The 14923-nt window shown below is 64.7% G+C and carries 19 protein-coding genes; 11 read left to right on the top strand and 8 right to left on the bottom strand.

The genetic code is table 11. The annotated features are described in order from the left end of the window. Positions 1–81 precede the first annotated feature (81 nt). Both AC3RCP_RS28530 and AC3RCP_RS28525 read left to right on the top strand, forming a co-directional pair. Positions 82–966, top strand: coding sequence for a sugar nucleotide-binding protein (locus AC3RCP_RS28530; protein ID WP_037034303.1), 885 nt, complete (start codon positions 82–84; stop codon positions 964–966). Then, positions 959–1888: an NAD-dependent epimerase/dehydratase family protein gene (locus tag AC3RCP_RS28525; RefSeq protein WP_101339243.1), complete on the top strand. Its 930-nt coding sequence runs from the start codon at positions 959–961 to the stop codon at positions 1886–1888. The genes AC3RCP_RS28530 and AC3RCP_RS28525 overlap by 8 nt, the downstream gene beginning before the upstream one ends. A gap of 58 nt (positions 1889–1946) precedes the next feature. Here the strand turns inward: AC3RCP_RS28525 and AC3RCP_RS28520 are convergent, their stop codons facing one another. The 5 genes from AC3RCP_RS28520 to AC3RCP_RS28500 form a co-directional block, all read right to left on the bottom strand. After that, positions 1947–2645 carry an OmpW/AlkL family protein gene (locus tag AC3RCP_RS28520; protein ID WP_101339242.1) on the bottom strand — a complete coding sequence of 233 codons (699 nt, stop codon included), beginning with the start codon at positions 2643–2645 and terminating at the stop codon, positions 1947–1949. Between the two features lie 235 nt (positions 2646–2880). Then, positions 2881–3399 carry a DUF3299 domain-containing protein gene (locus AC3RCP_RS28515; protein WP_101339241.1) on the bottom strand — a complete coding sequence of 173 codons (519 nt, stop codon included), beginning with the start codon at positions 3397–3399 and terminating at the stop codon, positions 2881–2883. A 28-nt stretch (positions 3400–3427) separates the two neighbouring features. Beyond that, the gene (locus AC3RCP_RS28510; RefSeq protein WP_101339240.1) at positions 3428–4693 is read right to left on the bottom strand and encodes an ABC transporter permease; all 1266 of its coding nucleotides are present in this window, start codon (positions 4691–4693) and stop codon (positions 3428–3430) included. A 1-nt stretch (position 4694) separates the two neighbouring features. Beyond that, complete coding sequence (locus AC3RCP_RS28505) at positions 4695–5405, bottom strand: ABC transporter ATP-binding protein (protein ID WP_101339239.1); 711 nt, start codon at positions 5403–5405, stop codon at positions 4695–4697. A 138-nt stretch (positions 5406–5543) separates the two neighbouring features. Then, entirely contained in the window at positions 5544–6140 is a 597-nt protein-coding gene (locus AC3RCP_RS28500) for a DUF2796 domain-containing protein (protein WP_101339238.1), read from the bottom strand. Positions 6141–6275: 135 nt separating this feature from the next. Between AC3RCP_RS28500 and AC3RCP_RS28495 the strand changes: the two genes are divergently transcribed. Continuing rightward, a complete protein-coding gene (locus AC3RCP_RS28495) occupies positions 6276–6629 on the top strand; it encodes a hypothetical protein (protein ID WP_492571904.1) in 354 nt (117 codons plus the stop codon). 50 nt (positions 6630–6679) lie between these two features. On the opposite strand, the gene trxA is transcribed toward AC3RCP_RS28495, so the two are convergent. From trxA to AC3RCP_RS28480, 3 genes are all read right to left on the bottom strand, one after another. Next, on the bottom strand, positions 6680–7552 hold the full coding sequence (gene trxA / locus AC3RCP_RS28490; protein ID WP_007924137.1) for a thioredoxin: 873 nt from the start codon (positions 7550–7552) through the stop codon (positions 6680–6682). A 160-nt stretch (positions 7553–7712) separates the two neighbouring features. Next, the gene (locus AC3RCP_RS28485) at positions 7713–8369 is read right to left on the bottom strand and encodes a class I SAM-dependent methyltransferase (RefSeq protein ID WP_101339237.1); all 657 of its coding nucleotides are present in this window, start codon (positions 8367–8369) and stop codon (positions 7713–7715) included. After that, on the bottom strand, positions 8366–8824 hold the full coding sequence (locus AC3RCP_RS28480) for a hypothetical protein (RefSeq protein WP_492571903.1): 459 nt from the start codon (positions 8822–8824) through the stop codon (positions 8366–8368). Before AC3RCP_RS28480 ends, AC3RCP_RS28485 begins: the two co-directional genes overlap by 4 nt. A 129-nt stretch (positions 8825–8953) precedes the next feature. Between AC3RCP_RS28480 and nrdR the strand changes: the two genes are divergently transcribed. The 8 genes from nrdR to AC3RCP_RS28440 all read left to right on the top strand — a co-directional run bounded on the left by nrdR (position 8954) and on the right by AC3RCP_RS28440 (position 14914). Then, the gene (gene nrdR / locus AC3RCP_RS28475) at positions 8954–9418 is read left to right on the top strand and encodes a transcriptional regulator NrdR (protein ID WP_007924133.1); all 465 of its coding nucleotides are present in this window, start codon (positions 8954–8956) and stop codon (positions 9416–9418) included. Continuing rightward, a complete protein-coding gene (ribD, locus tag AC3RCP_RS28470) occupies positions 9415–10548 on the top strand; it encodes a bifunctional diaminohydroxyphosphoribosylaminopyrimidine deaminase/5-amino-6-(5-phosphoribosylamino)uracil reductase RibD (RefSeq protein ID WP_007924130.1) in 1134 nt (377 codons plus the stop codon). Before nrdR ends, ribD begins: the two co-directional genes overlap by 4 nt. Before the next feature lie 46 nt (positions 10549–10594). Further along, a complete protein-coding gene (locus tag AC3RCP_RS28465) occupies positions 10595–11257 on the top strand; it encodes a riboflavin synthase (protein WP_007924128.1) in 663 nt (220 codons plus the stop codon). A 16-nt stretch (positions 11258–11273) separates the two neighbouring features. After that, positions 11274–12365, top strand: a complete 1092-nt coding sequence (ribBA, locus tag AC3RCP_RS28460; RefSeq protein WP_007924126.1) for a bifunctional 3,4-dihydroxy-2-butanone-4-phosphate synthase/GTP cyclohydrolase II — start codon at positions 11274–11276, stop codon at positions 12363–12365. A 91-nt stretch (positions 12366–12456) separates the two neighbouring features. After that, positions 12457–12933: a 6,7-dimethyl-8-ribityllumazine synthase gene (gene ribH / locus AC3RCP_RS28455; protein WP_007924117.1), complete on the top strand. Its 477-nt coding sequence runs from the start codon at positions 12457–12459 to the stop codon at positions 12931–12933. Beyond that, positions 12930–13430 (top strand): transcription antitermination factor NusB, encoded by a 501-nt coding sequence (gene nusB / locus AC3RCP_RS28450; protein ID WP_007924115.1) that lies wholly within the window; start codon positions 12930–12932, stop codon positions 13428–13430. Before ribH ends, nusB begins: the two co-directional genes overlap by 4 nt. A gap of 18 nt (positions 13431–13448) precedes the next feature. Next, positions 13449–14414, top strand: a complete 966-nt coding sequence (thiL, locus tag AC3RCP_RS28445) for a thiamine-phosphate kinase (protein WP_492571902.1) — start codon at positions 13449–13451, stop codon at positions 14412–14414. Beyond that, positions 14411–14914 (top strand): phosphatidylglycerophosphatase A family protein, encoded by a 504-nt coding sequence (locus AC3RCP_RS28440; RefSeq protein WP_053262819.1) that lies wholly within the window; start codon positions 14411–14413, stop codon positions 14912–14914. The genes thiL and AC3RCP_RS28440 overlap by 4 nt, the downstream gene beginning before the upstream one ends. Positions 14915–14923: the final 9 nt, after the last annotated feature.

Here is a 14923-nt window from a genome sequence, read left to right as displayed (position 1 = left end):
TTCTGAGCAATATTCATGGCCAAACCCGCGGGTCTGGCCGATTCAAACCATCGTTCCGAACAGATTGGGCCTGCTGACTCTATGCGAATGCGCCTTATGTTACTGGGCGGCGGAAATGCCCTTGGGCAGGCGCTGATTCGCCTCGGTGCGGAGGAAGACATCGGTTTCCTCGCCCCCCGTCCGCCGCAAGACGGCTGGGATGCCGCGAGCCTGACGCAACTGCTCGACGACACCCGCCCGGATGCCTTGATCAACCTTGCGTACTACTTCGACTGGTTCCAGGCGGAGAGTGTCCCCGAGGCACGCCTGGCTGGCCAGGAACGGGCGGTCGAGCGGCTTTCCGAGCTGTGCCAGCATCACAACATCATTCTTCTGCAGCCTTCCAGCTACCGGGTGTTCGACGGTTCGCGGGCCACCGCCTACAGCGAAAAGGACGAACCGGTACCGCTGGGTCTGCGTGGCCAGGCCTTGTGGCGGATTGAGCAGAATGTGCGCGCCACTTGCCCACAGCATGTGCTGCTGCGTTTCGGCTGGCTGCTGGACGATAGCGCCGAAGGCACCCTGGGGCGTTTCCTGGCCCGTGCCGAGCAACCCGAAGAGCTGCTGCTGGCCGACGACCGTCGGGGCAACCCGACGCCAGTGGACGATGCCGCCCGGGTGATCATCTCCGTGCTCAAGCAACTCGATTGCGCCGCGCCGCTGTGGGGCACTTACCACTACGCCGGCCATGAGGCGACCACGCCGCTGGCGCTGGGCCAGGCGATCCTCACCGAGGCCCGCAGCCTGCATCCGCTGGCCATCGAAGCGCCGACCGCCCAGGCCCACGCCGCCCGGCCGGACGCCGCTGAAGAACCGCAGCACGCGGTGCTGGCCTGCAAAAAAATTCTGCACACCTTCGGGATCAAGCCGCGCGCCTGGCGCGCGGCACTCCCGGCTCTACTGGATAGGTTTTATCGTCATGGCTGATGGCCCAATCTTGATCACCGGCGGTGCCGGCTTCATCGGTTCGCACCTGACCGACGCTTTGCTCGCCAAGGGCTACTCGGTGCGGATCCTCGACGATCTGTCCACGGGTAAACCCGGCAACCTGCCGCTGGACAACCCGCGGGTCGAACTGATCCAAGGCGACGTCGCCGACGCGGCCCTGGTGGCGCGGGCCATGAGCGGCTGCCGCGCGGTGGCACACCTGGCGGCGGTCGCTTCGGTACAGGCTTCGGTGGACGACCCGGTGCGTACCCACCAGAGCAACTTCATCGGCACCCTCAACGTCTGCGAAGCCATGCGCCAGGCTGGCGTCAAGCGTGTGCTGTTTGCTTCCAGCGCGGCGGTTTATGGCAACAATGGCGAGGGCGAATCGATCGACGAAGACACGCCCAAGGCACCACTGACGCCCTATGCGTCGGACAAGCTGGCCAGCGAGCACTACTTCGATTTCTATCGCCGCCAGCATGGGCTGGAGCCGGCGATCTTCCGCTTCTTCAATATCTTCGGGCCGCGCCAGGATCCGTCCTCGCCGTACTCCGGGGTCATCAGCATCTTTTGCGAGCGCGCGCAGAAAGGCCTGCCGATCACCGTATTCGGCGATGGCGAGCAAACCCGCGACTTCATGTATGTCGAAGACCTGGTGGACGTGCTGGTGCAGTCCCTGGAAACACCGCAACTGGAAGTCGGCGCGGTCAATGTCGGCCTGAACCAGGCCACTACCCTCAAGCAGTTGCTCGAGGTCCTGGGCGAGGTGGTAGGGCAGTTGCCACCGATCAGCTACGGCCCGGCGCGCTCCGGGGACATTCGCCATTCGCGGGCGAACAACCAGCGCCTGTTGCAGCGCTTCAAGCTCCCCGAACCGACGCCGATGAGCATCGGGCTGGCACGTTTGCTGGGCCGCTGAGCTTTCCCCAGCGATGAAAAAAGGCGCCTTTGCAGGCGCCTTTTTTTGTCTGGCCGATTTAGAACTTGTAGCCCAGGCCGACCATGTAGACCCATGGATCGACGTCCACGTCGACCTTGGCCCGGGTGCCGCCGGCGACCGCGTTGTTGTTCACGTAGGCGGTGGTGTCGATGTCGACGTAGCGCACCTGGGCGTTGATCATCACGTTGTCGGTCAGCATGTAGTCGGCACCGACCTGCCAGGCCAGGCCCCAGGAGTTCTTCGCCCGGAAGTTGTCGAAACCGGCTGCGCTGGCGCGGCTGCCGACGTGTTCGTCATAGATCCAGGTGTAGTTGATGCCGGCACCGACGTAAGGCTGGAAGGCGGCCTTGTGGTCCAGCGGGTAGTACACGACGCTCAGGGTCGGCGGCAGGTGCTTGAGGGTACCGAGCTTGCCGTTGGCGGCGTCCAGCGCGGTGCCCTTGAGCTTGACGTCATGCTCGAACGGGGTGGCCGCGAGCAGTTCGATACCGACGTTGTTGGTCAGCATGTAGGCGAAGTTCAGGCCCAGCTGGGTGTCGCTGCTCATGGTCGCCTTGCCGCCGAGGTTGGCTCCGGCCAATGGACCGCGGTCGACCTTGACGTCGCCGCTATCGGCTTTCGGATTGACGGTGATGGCACCGGCGCGAACGATGATGTCGCCGGCTTCGTGGGCGTGGGCGAGCGGGGCGGCGAGCGCGAGCGCGAACAGGGAGGCGCTGAGCAGGGACTTGTGCATGGGAGCTCCAAAGGACGATTCGAGTTGGCTAGGTCCAATGGTAAGGATCGTCAAGGAACAGGCTTTGACTCAGCTCAATGAAAACCGGATCAGCGCGGGAACGAGGGGGGCAGAGGGTTCTAGGCGCTTTGGAGTCGATCGCGAGCAAGCTCGCTCCTACATGAACAATGCGGTTCTCTGTAGGAGCGAGCTTGCTCGCGATGAGGTTATTTGCGGCACTGCAAAACCGGCGGTTTCACTCCTGCAATTCGTACACGTAAATTTTCTCTGCCTCCATCTGGTAACCCGCGTCGGCGATTTCGCTGGTGGACGCCTTGACCTGCATCGGCCCCTCGATCCAGTACGGCTGATACAGCTCGTCGAGCTTCACGCCGACGGCGCTTTTCACATGCACTATCTGGTTCGACGGCGGTGGCGGCACGTGGATGCAGGCGCCGAAATACGGCACCAGCAGAAACTCCGTGGTGCGGCCTTCCTCGCTGACTTCCAGCGGCACGATGTAGCCGGGCAGGCGCACCGACAGGCCGTCCAGGCTCTGCACCACCGGAGCGTTGGGCATGTCCTGCTTGGCCGCCGGGGCGGACTCGGCGGCCAGGGCGTCGCTCATCTGCGACAGGTCGTGCAGCGGCTGCATGTTCGGCACCTCCGCCGGCGCGTCCGGCGGGATCATTTCCGACCAGGCCAGGTCACGGGGTTCGGCGGCCCATAGCGGCAGGGCGGCCAGCATCAACAGCGCAAGCAGGGCACGGGGCATGCCGGAGCTCCTCATAACCAGAAGTTCCTCATAAACGGATGGACAGGCCATCGGCCAGCGATTGTCGGTAGGCGCGCCAGGCCGGCACGCTGCCCATCAGCAGGGCGGCGATCAGGATACCGCCGAGCAGCGTCCACTCATACTCGCTTGGCCAGGACAGCGGCAGGTACAGGCCGTAGCTCGACTGCACATAACCCTGGGCCAGGGCGATGCCCAGGTACAGCAGGCCCAGCCCGGCGAGCACACCGGACAGCGCCAGGGCGAAGGCCTCCAGCACCAGCAAGGTCGCGATATGCCAGGGGCGAGCGCCGACCGAACGCAGGATCGCCATTTCCCGGCGGCGCTCGTTGAGGCTGGTGAGGATCGCCGTGAGCATGCCGATCAGGCCGGTCAGCACCACGAACAGCGACACCACGAACAAGGCCTTTTCCGCGGTGCCCATCAGGCTCCACAGCTCCTGCAGGGCGACCCCGGGCAAGATCGCCAGCATCGGTTCGCCGCGGTATTCATTGATCTCGCGCTGCACCGCGAAGGTGGCGATCTTGCTGTTCAGGCCGAGCATGAAGGCAGTGATCGCTTGCGGCGTCAGATCCATGTTGCGCGCCTGGTCGGCGCTGATGCGGCCGTTGCCCTGGGCCGGCACGCCGTTGTGCCAGTCGATATGGATCGCCTCCATGCCACCGAGGCTGATGTGCAGCGTGCGGTCCACCGGGGTGCCGGTGCGCTTGAGGATGCCGACCACGGTGAAGGGTTTGTCGTCATGCTTGACCAGGCTGATGGCCGCTACGCCGTGGGCCAGCACCAGCTTGTCGCCGAGCTTGTAATGCAGGGCCTCGGCGACTTCGGCGCCCAGCACCACTTCGAACGGATCGCTGGCGAACTCGCGGCCGCTGGCCAGTTGCAGGTTCTGCTGGTGGCCGTACTGGTAATGCTCGAAGTAGGCCGCGGTGGTGCCCATCACCCGGTAGCCGCGATGGGAGTCGCCGAGGGAAATCGGGATCGCCCATTTCACTTTCGGGCTGCTGGCAAAGTGCTCGAAGCTGTCCCAGCGAATGTTGTTGGTGGCGTTGCCGATGCGGAACACCGAGTACAGCAGCAGGTTCACCGAACCGGAGCGGGCGCCGACGATCAGGTCGGTACCGCTGATGGTGCTGGCGAAGCTGGCGCGGGCTTCGGTGCGCACCCGTTCCACCGCCAGCAGCAGGCAGACCGACAGGGCGATGGCGAAGGCGGTGAGGATCGCGGTGAAGCGGCGGTTAGCCAGGCTGGCCATGGCTAGACGGAACAGATACATCTCAGACCTCCGCGGGCGTGGCGGCGCGATTGAGTTCGGCCAGCGACAGGTTGCGATCGAACAGCGGCGCCAGGCTCTGGTCGTGGCTGACGAACAGCAGGCTGGCCCCGGCCTCGCGGCATTCGGCGAACAGCAGGCGGATAAAGGCTTCGCGGGCGTCGTAGTCCAGCGCCGAGGAGGGCTCGTCGGCGATCACCAGTTCCGGCTGGCCGATCAGCGCGCGGGCGGCGGCGACCCGTTGTTGCTGGCCGATGGACAGCGAGTCGGCGCGGCGACCGAGCAGGCCGGGGTCTTTAAGCCCCAGGTGGGCGAGCAGGGTGGCCGCCGCCTGGTCGACACTGCCGTGGCGCTGTACGGCGCGGCTGGCGCGCAATTTGGAAAAGTGGCAGGGCAACTCGACGTTCTCGCGTACCGAGAGAAACGGCAGCAGGTTGAACTGCTGGAAAATGTAGCCGGTGTGATCGACCCGGAAGCGGTCGCGGGCGCCGGCGGAGAGTTCGGTCAGCTCCTGGCCCAGCAGGCGGATGCTGCCGCGGCCGGGTTTCTGCACGCCGCCGAGCAGGCCGAGCAGGGTGGTCTTGCCGCTGCCGCTGGGGCCCTTGAGGAACAGCGTTTCACCCGCTTCCAGGCGAAAGGCCGGGATATCCAGCAACTGTGGATGGCCGGGCCAGTTGAAGCCCAGGTCGGACAGTTCGATAAGTGCTTGGGTCATGTTGGGCCGATCATGGAGTGAGTTTTGTAGCCGCTGCCGAAGGCTGCGATAAGGTCCGCAGGACCTTGCGAAAACCTCAAGAGCAATGACCCCTTCGGGCTCGATCGCAGCCTGCGGCAGCGGCTACAGGAGTTGCGGTCAGAACTTCAGGCTGGCGGCCTTGGAGGTCGCTTCCACGCCTTGCTGGCCACTTGGCGAGATGAGTTGTACCTGAATTTTCTGGGTGGCGGGGAAGGTCTTGAACACGCCGGCCAGGTCCAGGTTCTTCAGCGCGCCCGGCGTGGCACAGGTGAACTGGTAGTGCGCATGGATCTCGCTGTGTTCGTGATGATGCTCGTGGCCGCCGGCATTCTTCGCGTCGTCATGGTCTTCGTCGTGATCTTCGGGCTTGTCGCCGAACAGCGGGCTTTCCAGTTCCTGTTGCGCCACCACGCAACCGGCGGCGGGCGGCAGGCTGAACAGCGCCAGCGGTTTTTCCAGCTGGGCGCGCACGGCGGCGACCTTGGCCTTGTCCGCGTCGGTGCTGGCGGCGTGCTCGAAGCCCACCAGGTTCATCGCCGGGCTTTCCAGTTCCAGCTCCAGGGTCTGGCCGTCCAGTGCCGCGTTCAGGCGGGCCACGCCATGCTCGTGAGCACCGAGGCTGCCGTGCTCATGGTCGTGGTCGTGTTTTTCGGCCGCGTGAGCGATGGCCAGGGGCAACAGGGCGAACGGCAGGGCGAGCAGCAGACGACGCATGGCAAGTCTCCGGGAGCGAACATGAAAATAATGTTATGTAATCTTATAACGGAAGTGGCGAGAGTTTGACCGCCTGCTTGGCGTTGCGCAAGACGCATGGGAGCATGCTCGTCAGAAAATTTCGGGAGCAGAGCGATGGTGCGGATTCGTGGAAGCATCGGCGAATGGCCGGTGGATTTGACCCTGGAACTGGACGGGGCCGACTGGGATCAGTTGAGTGCCCGACTGGGGACGCCGTTGCAGGCGGCCAAAGCCGAAAGCGGCGCGCCCGTGGCCAAGCCGGCGAGCCAGGATGATGCGTTGTGGCAGATCACCCAGGACCTGCTGCGCAAGGCCGGGCAATTGAGCGGCCCGGATCTTTTGGAGCAACTGGAAGGCCTGACCGGCAGCGCCGTGGCGGGCAAGCGGCTGTTGGTGCGTTTGCGCCATAGCGCACAGGTCAAGGTGGTGAGCGGCGGCGATACGCCGCTCTACAGCTGGATCGAGTAGGCGAGGGCTGCGCCGGCTTGCGATAAACCGGCGCGGCTATCAGCTATGAATCAGTACAGCGCGGCGAACAGCTTGCGACGGTAGGTGGTCACCAGCGGGTGGTCGTTGCCCAGAAGCTCGAACACTTGCAGCAAGGTCTTGTGCGGCAGGCCTTCGTTGTAGCTGCGGTTGCGGATGAACAGCTTGAGCAGGGCATCCAGCGCCGCGTCGTACTGCTGGCGCGCCAGTTGCTGGATGGCCAGCTGATACACCGCCTCGTCATCTTGCGGGTCCTGCGCCAGGCGGCTTTTCAGCTCGGCGCTGTCCGGCAGGTCGGCAGCCTGCTTGAGGAAGGTGATCTGCGCCTTGGCCCCGGCCAGCGCCGCCTTGTGTTCATCGCCGGTGACCGCGTCGAGTACGGTCTGGGCTTCGCCCAGTTCGCCGCGTTCGGCCAGGCAGCGGGCGTAGAGGATCAAGGCCTTGGCGTTGCTGTTGTCTTCACCCAGCAGCACTTTGAGCGTGGCTTCGGCATCGGCGATGCGCCCTTCGGCGAACAGCGCTTCAGCCAGCTCCAGCGGGTCGGCGGCCTTGGGCGGTGGCATCTGCACATGGGGTTCGAGCATGGCGCGCACCGCGGATTCCGGTTGCGCCCCGGCAAAACCGTCCACCGGCTGACCGTCCTTGAACAGCACCACGGTCGGCAGGCTGCGAATGCCGAAGCGGGCAACGATGTCCTGCTCGATATCGCAGTTGACCTTGGCCAGCAGCAGTTCGCCCTGATAGCTCTCGGCGATCTGTTGCAGCATCGGCATCAGCGCCTTGCAGGGCGCGCACCATTCGGCCCAGAAATCCACCAGCACCGGCTTGTGGAACGAGTTCTCGATCACCGACTGGTCGAAGTCGGCGGTGCTGGCGTCGAAAATGTACGGCGTGTCCTGACTCATGGGGGATCTCGAAGAACGTGAATGGGCCAACTATAAGGCTTGGCGGGGGGCGGCTGAAAGCGGGGTATCGGGTGGCCGGTAGATTGTTTCGCGGGCAAGCCGCGCTCCTGCAGATGCTGCTGGACGTTGCTCGATAGAGCACAAGGTGACTTGTCCTTCATCAATCGCGCTGCGCGTGATACAGGCTCACATCGCGGAACTCCCAGGGCTCGGCCAGATCCGGCAGGGTCAGGGCGTGGAGCATTTCCAGGCGTTGGTACAGCGGATGCTGGAAGTCCTTGACCCGGGAATCCGCCACCAGCGCCTGGCGTCCGCGGCTGAGGAACTCATCCAGCAGCGGCAGGTTGGCGCGGTCGTAGAGCACGTCGGCCACCAGGATCAGGTCGAAGCGATCCGCTTGCGCGAAAAAGTCCGTGGAGTAACCCAGTTCAACCCCGTTGAGCGTCGCATTCGCCTTGCAGGCGGCGATGGCCAGCGGGTCGAGGTCGCAGGCCACCACTTCCAGCGCGCCGGCTTTCAGCGCCGCGATACCGGCCACACCGGAGCCGGCGCCGAAATCCAGGACCCGCTTGCCTTGCACCCACTGCGGATGCTCGGCCAGATAGCGTGCCAGGGCCAGGCCGCTGGCCCAGCAGAAACTCCAGTACGGCGGTTCGTGGAGAATTCGCCGGGTTTCTTCCGGGGTGAAGGCGCGGTCCATGTTGTCGGCATCGATCAACCACAGCTTCAGCTCGGTGTCCGGCAGTTCGCAGGCCACCAGTTGGGCGTCGCCCAGCAGTTCGCTCAGGGCGCGTTGCAGGTCGAGCGGTGGGGTCATGGTGCTTTGACGAACTGCAGCTGGCCCACGGCCTGGGTGGTCGGCTGGGTGATGAGTTGCGCCGGCAGGTGCAGGATCAACTGGCCGGACTGGCTGGCACGGCCGCGCAGTTCAACGCGGGAGCCTACCGGGAAGACATCGGGATTGAAGCGCAGGCGAAACGGCAGGACCTTGTTGTTGCCGATCAGGTTGCTGCTGGCCAGCAAACGTTGCGGCCGGCCGCGCTCGTCGATCACCAGCAGCGCCAGTTCCACTTCGGCACCGCTTGGTACGCCCTGCAGGGTGCCGCTCAGTTCACGCTGGTAGGCCGGCAGGGGGCCGAGGTCGGTGGATTCCCGGGCTTTTTTCACACTCTGCTGGGGCGGCACGGTGGAGGCGGCCGGTTTCGGGGCGTCGCTGCTGCAAGCCACCAGCAGGCTGAAAAGGCTGAGCAAAACGAGCGGTCGTAGTGGCATGCGAAGCTCCAACAAGGCGAAATTCCATGTGCAAAACATAATAGTCGGTCTGTATACCGTAAAGGCTATGGCTTGTCTTGCCAGTGGGATGCGCTACCATGGCCCTCCCTTTTTTTGTTGCCTGCCACCATGCACTGTCCCTTCTGCGGTGCCAACGACACCAAGGTCATCGACTCGCGTCTGGTCGCCGAAGGCGAACAGGTGCGCCGCCGGCGTGAATGCCTGGCCTGCGGTGAGCGTTTCACCACTTTCGAAACCGCCGAACTGGTGTTGCCGCGCCTGATCAAGACTGACGGCAGCCGCCAGCCCTTCGACGAAGAAAAACTCCGCGCTGGCATGCAGCGTGCCCTGGAAAAGCGTCCGGTCAGCGTCGAGCGCCTGGAGGCCGCGCTGGTGCATATCAAGCACAAGTTGCGCGCCACTGGTGAGCGCGAGGTCAAATCCCTGGTCGTCGGCGAACTGGTGATGGCCGAGCTGCAAAAGCTCGATGAAGTGGCCTATATCCGCTTCGCTTCGGTCTACCGACGGTTCCAGGATCTCAATGAGTTCCGCGAAGAGATCGACCGTCTCGCCCGCGAGCCGGGCAAAGAATGAATACCTCCAGCGAACAGGCGGTGCTCGACGCCCACTATATGGCGCGCGCCCTGGAGCTGGCCGCAAAAGGCCGTTTCAGCACTCACCCCAACCCCCGGGTCGGTTGCGTGATCGTGCGCGACGGCCAGGTCGTCGGCGAAGGCTGGCATGTGCGGGCCGGCGAGCCCCATGCCGAAGTCCACGCTCTGCGTGCCGCCGGTGCCAACGCCCGCGGCGCCACGGCTTACGTGACCCTCGAACCCTGCAGCCATCACGGCCGTACGCCACCGTGCGCCGATGCCCTGGTGGATGCCGGCGTGGCGCGGGTCGTGGCGGCGATGCAGGACCCCAACCCGGAAGTCGCCGGCCGTGGCCTGCAGCGCCTGGCCCAGGCCGGCATCGCTACCCACAGCGGGGTGATGGAGCAGCAAGCCCGTGCCCTCAACCAGGGTTTCCTCAAACGCATGGAGCACGGCCTGCCGTTCGTGCGGGTCAAGCTGGCCATGAGCCTGGACGGGCGCACCGCCATGGCCAGTGGCGAAAGCCAGTGGATCACCGGCCCCGCCGCGCGTTCCGCGGTGCAGCGCCTGCGGGCCCAGGCCAGCGTGGTGTTGACCGGTGCCGACACGGTGCTGGCGGACAATGCCCGGCTGACGGTGCGGGCCGAGGAGCTGGGGCTGGATGCGGAACAGACCGCCCTGGCCATGAGCCGTCCACCCTTGCGCGTGTTGATCGACGGCCGTTTGCGGGTGCCGCTCGATGCGCCGTTCTTCAAGGCGGGGCCGGCGCTGGTCGCCACCTGCGCGGCGGTGGAAGAACAGTATGCCAACGGTCCGGAATGCCTGATCGTGCCGGGCGCCGATGGCCAGGTGGACCTGCGTCGGCTGTTGGGCGAGCTGGCTGCCCGCGGCGTCAACGAGGTGCTGGTGGAAGCCGGCCCGCGCCTGGCGGGGGCGTTCGCCCAGCAAGGTTTGGTGGACGAGTACCAGATCTTTGTCGCCGGCAAGTTCCTCGGCTCTACGGCCCGGCCGCTGCTCGACTGGCCGCTGGCGCAGATGAGCGAGGCGCCGCGGCTGAAAATCATTGAAATGCGCGCCGTAGGCGATGACTGGCGAGTCATTGCCATTCCTCTGCCAGCAGCGAGCGTATAATTTCGGGCCTTCGCCACGCGGCGACCCTGTTCTCGAGGAGGACTCCATGTTTACAGGCATCATCGAATCCATCGGCAGCATCCGTGCATTGACCCCCAAGGGTGGCGATGTGCGGGTGTATGTGGAAACCGGCAAGCTCGACCTGGGCGACGTGAAGCTGGGCGACAGCATTGCGGTGAACGGCGTCTGCCTGACCGCGGTGGAACTGCCGGGCGACGGCTTCTGGGCCGACGTCAGCCGCGAGACCCTGGACTGCACCGCTTTCCATCAGTTGAAGGCCGGCAGCCGGGTCAACCTGGAAAAGGCCCTGACCCCGACCACCCGCCTGGGCGGTCACCTGGTCAGCGGCCATGTCGACGGCGTCGGCGAAGTGGTGGCCCGGGAAGAAAATGCCCGCGCCATCCAGTTCCGCATCCGCGCGCCCAAGGACCTGGCCAAGTACATCGCCCACAAGGGCTCGATCACCGTCGATGGCACCAGCCTGACGGTCAACGCGGTCAATGGCGCCGAGTTCGAGCTGACCATCGTCCCGCACACGCTGGCCGAAACCATCATGGCCGACTACCGGCCGGGTCGGCAGGTCAACCTCGAAGTCGACCTGCTGGCGCGCTACCTGGAGCGCCTGCTGCTGGGCGACAAGGCCGCGGAGCCTTCGAGCGGTGGCATCACCGAAAGTTTTCTGGCCGCTAACGGCTACCTCAAATCCTGACTCAAGGGGGTGCCGCGTGGCGCTCAACAGCATCGAAGAACTGGTTGAAGACATCCGCCAAGGCAAGATGGTCATCCTCATGGATGACGAAGACCGCGAGAACGAAGGCGACCTGATCATGGCCGCCGAGTGCTGCAAGGCCGAACACATCAACTTCATGGCCAAGCACGCCCGCGGCCTGATCTGCATGCCGATGAGCCGCGAGCGTTGCGAGCTGCTCAAGCTGCCTTTGATGGCGCCGCGCAACGGTTCCGGGTTTGGCACCAAGTTCACCGTTTCCATCGAGGCCACCACCGGCGTGACCACCGGCATCTCCGCCGCCGACCGCGCACGCACGGTGCAGGCTGCCGCCGCCAAGGACGCCAAGGCCGAAGACATTGTCAGCCCGGGCCACATCTTCCCGCTGATGGCTCAGCCGGGTGGCACCCTGGCTCGCGCCGGCCACACCGAAGCCGCCTGCGACCTGGCGCGCATGGCCGGTTTCGAGCCGAGCGGGGTGATCTGCGAAGTGATGAACGACGACGGCACCATGTCCCGTCGCGCCGAGCTGGAAGCCTTCGCCGCCGAACACAACATCAAGATCGGCACCATCGCCGACCTGATTCACTACCGGATGATCCACGAACGTACCGTTCAGCGGATTGCCGAGCAGCCGCTGGACAGCGAATTGGGCCAGTTCAACCTGGTGACTTACCGTGATTCGGTGGAAGGCGACGTGCACATGGCGCTGACCCTGGGCAACATCTGCGCCGAAGAACCGACCCTGGTTCGCGTGCACAACATGGACCCGTTGCGCGACCTGCTGATGGTCAAGCAGCCTGGCCGCTGGAGCCTGCGGGCCGCCATGGCCACGGTGGCCGAGGCCGGCAGCGGCGTGGTGCTGTTGCTGGGCCACCCGCTGGACGGCGACGTGCTGCTGGCGCATATCCGCGAAACGGCCGAGCACGTGCCTGCGAAAAAACCGACCACCTACAGCATCGTCGGTGCCGGTTCGCAGATCCTGCGCGACCTGGGTGTACGCAAAATGCGCCTGATGAGCGCGCCGATGAAATTTAATGCGATATCCGGTTTCGACCTGGAAGTTGTAGAATACGTGCCCTCCGAATAAAAGCCGGTTGTTGCGGGCTTGAAATTCGCGGTTCAAATATCACTAGTGAGCGCGTAGTGAACGCGCTCCGGCTCTTTAAGAGATTTGTCGAATGACCCTGAAGACCATCGAAGGTACCTTCATCGCCCCCAAAGGCCGCTATGCCCTGGTGGTCGGCCGTTTCAACAGCTTCGTCGTCGAAAGCCTGGTCAGCGGCGCCGTTGACGCCCTGGTCCGTCACGGCGTGAGCGAAAGCGACATCACCGTGATTCGTGCCCCTGGCGCCTTCGAGATTCCGCTGGTTGCGCAGAAAGTCGCGCAGAAGGGCGAGTTCGCGGCGATCATCGCCCTGGGCGCGGTCATTCGTGGCGGCACTCCGCACTTCGAATACGTGGCGGGCGAATGCACCAAGGGCCTGGCCCAGGTGTCCATGGAGTTCGGCGTACCGGTCGCCTTTGGCGTGCTGACCGTCGACTCGATCGAGCAAGCCATCGAACGTTCCGGCACCAAGGCCGGCAACAAAGGTGCTGAAGCTGCCTTGTCCGCTCTGGAAATGGTCAGCCTGCTGGCGCAGTTGGAGGCCAAGTGATTAGCGACGATAGCGATCGTTTCAACCCGCGTGATCCGAAACCTGCGGACGCTGGCAAGCCATCCAAGAGCGCCAAGCGTCGCGAAGCCCGTCAGCTCGCGACCCAGGCGCTGTACCAATGGCACATGGCCAAGCACTCGCTGAACGAGATCGAAGCGCAGTTCCGGGTCGACAACGATTTCACCGACATCGACGGTGCCTACTTCCGTGAGATCCTGCACGGCGTTCCGGCCAACAAGAATGAGATCGACAACGCTCTCACCCCTTGCCTGGACCTCACCATCGAAGAGCTGGACCCGGTCGAACTGGCGGTTTTGCGCCTGTCCACCTGGGAACTGCTCAAGCGTGTCGATGTGCCGTACCGCGTTGTGATCAACGAAGGTATCGAGCTGGCCAAGGTCTTCGGTTCCACCGACGGCCACAAGTTCGTCAACGGCGTACTCGACAAGCTGGCCCCGCGTCTGCGTGAAGCTGAAGTGAAGGCATTCAAGCGCTGATCCGCGCTTGCAGCTGCCATGGGCGAGTTTGAGCTGATCCGTAACTTCTTCGCTGCCGCGCCTTGTGCGCAGGGCGGCGAGGGCGTTGCACTGGGGATTGGCGACGACTGCGCCTTGCTGGCTGTTCCCCCTGGCGAACAGTTGGCGATTTCCACCGACACCCTGGTGGCCGGTGTGCATTTCGCAGATCCCTGCGACCCTTTCCTGCTCGGCCAGCGCTCGCTGGCGGTGGCGGTCAGCGACCTGGCGGCCATGGGCGCCGCGCCTGTCGCCTTCACCCTTGCCCTGACCCTGCCGACGGTTGACGCCGGTTGGCTGCAAGCCTATGCCAACGGCCTGAGCGCCATGGCGCAGAGCTGCGGCGTGCGCCTGGTAGGCGGTGACACCACCCGCGGCCCGTTGACCCTGACCATGACCGTGTTCGGTCGCGTGCCCGCCGGCCAGGCCCTGACCCGCAGTGGTGCCCGTCCGGGCGACCTGCTGTGTGTCGGCGGCGAGCTGGGCAATGGCGCCGGTGCCCTGCCCCTGGTGCTCGGACAACGCAGCGCCGAGCCGGCGGTCGCCGAGCCTTTACTGGCCCATTACTGGTCGCCGCAACCGCAACTGGCCCTGGGCCAGGCGCTGCGCGGCAAGGCTACCGCGGCCATGGATATCTCCGATGGCCTGCTGGCCGACTGCGGGCACATTGCTGCCGCTTCAGCTGTCGGCTTGCTGATCGAAAGTGAAAAACTGCCGATGTCCCGGGCGTTGTTGAGCTTTCTCGGTGAGAATGGCGCCCGCTCGGCGGCACTCAGCGGCGGTGACGATTACGTGCTGGTCTTCACCTTGCCCGAAGCCGAGCTGGCGCCGCTGCTCGCCGCCGGCTGGCCGGTGCATGTGCTGGGCCGGGTCGTGGCCGGGCAGGGCGTGGTGCTGCTGGATGCCGAGGGGCGGGACATCACCCCGAACACTCGGGGCTATCAACATTTTCGGGAGACACCGTGACAGATCATCCCAAACAGGTTCCGGCAGAGTTCGTGCCGCCCTCCGTCTGGCGTAATCCCTGGCATTTTCTGGCCTTCGGCTTCGGTTCGGGCACCTTGCCCAAGGCTCCGGGTACCTGGGGCTCGCTGGTGGCGCTACCGTTCATCCCGCTGTGGCAGATGCTGCCGGACTGGGGTTACTGGCTGATGCTCGGCATCACCATGCTGTTCGGCTTCTGGCTGTGCGGCAAGGTGGCCGACGACCTGCGGGTGCATGACCACGAAGGCATCGTCTGGGACGAAATGGTCGGCATGTGGATCACCCTGTGGCTGGTGCCGGAAGGCTGGCAGTGGTTGCTGGCGGGTTTCCTGATGTTCCGCTTCTTCGACATTCTCAAGCCCTGGCCGATTCGCTGGATCGACCGGCATGTGCACGGTGGTATCGGGATCATGCTCGACGACGTGCTGGCCGGTGTCTTCGCCTGGTTGGCGATGCAGGGGCTGGTGTGGTGCTTTACCTGAGGAATCAGC

It is taken from the genome of Pseudomonas sp. GW822-FHT05A08 (assembly GCF_058800485.1).
Note: the sequence above shows the minus strand (reverse complement) of the source record. Positions and strands in the feature narration are given on the sequence as shown.